Genomic DNA, 843 nt, shown 5'->3' with positions numbered 1-843 from the left:
CCGGTGTAATTTGCGCTCGGCCGGATGATCTTGTTGTCGATCCGTTGTTCAATGATGTGAGCGCTCCAGCCCGAGGTCCGCGAGATCACGAACAGCGGCGTGAACATGGCCGTGGGCACGCCCATCGCGTGGTACGACACCGCGCTGAACCAGTCCAGGTTCGGGAACATCTTCTTCGCGTCCCACATGGTTGTTTCAAGGCGCTCGGCGATGTCGTAGAGCTTCGTGTCGCCGGCTTCCTTCGCCAATTTCTTCGCGATTTCCTTGATCACCTTGTTGCGCGGATCGGAGATCGTGTACACCGGATGGCCGAAGCCAATCACCACTTCCTTCGCATCCACACGTCGACGGATATCGGCTTCCGCTTCGTCGGGCGTTTGATAGCGCGATTGAATGTCGAACGCGGCTTCATTCGCGCCGCCATGCTTCGGACCGCGCAACGCGCCAATGCCGCCGGTGATGGCCGAGTACATGTCCGAGCCCGTGCCGGCGATCACGCGGCAGGTGAACGTCGATGCGTTGAACTCATGCTCGGCGTACAGGATCAGCGACGCGTGCATGGCATCGACCCACGACTTCGAGGGCTCTTTGCCATGCAGCAAATGCAGGAAGTGCCCGCCGATGGAATCGTCATCGGTCTCGGTTTCAATGCGCCGGCCGTTATGAGAATAGTGGTACCAGTACAGCAGAATCGAGCCGAGCGAGGCCATCAGGCGGTCGGCAATATCCTTGGCGCCGGAGATATTGTGGTCTTCTTTTTCAGGCAACACAGTGCCGAGCACGGAGACGCCGGTGCGCATTACATCCATCGGGTGAGCGGATGCGGGAATCCATTCGAGCGCG

General features: G+C 59.5%; 1 protein-coding gene. It reads right to left on the bottom strand.

What is annotated here, in order from left to right; all coding sequences use genetic code 11:
- A partial coding sequence (gene prpC / locus AWB69_RS45355) for a bifunctional 2-methylcitrate synthase/citrate synthase (protein WP_062093258.1) occupies positions 1–843 on the bottom strand: 843 nt, incomplete at both ends.

The sequence above is a fragment of the Caballeronia udeis genome (genome assembly GCF_001544555.2).
Taxonomy (GTDB): Bacteria; Pseudomonadota; Gammaproteobacteria; order Burkholderiales; family Burkholderiaceae; genus Caballeronia; species Caballeronia udeis.
The sequence above is the reverse complement of the archived record's forward strand: the minus strand, read 5'-3'. Positions and strand labels throughout refer to the sequence as shown.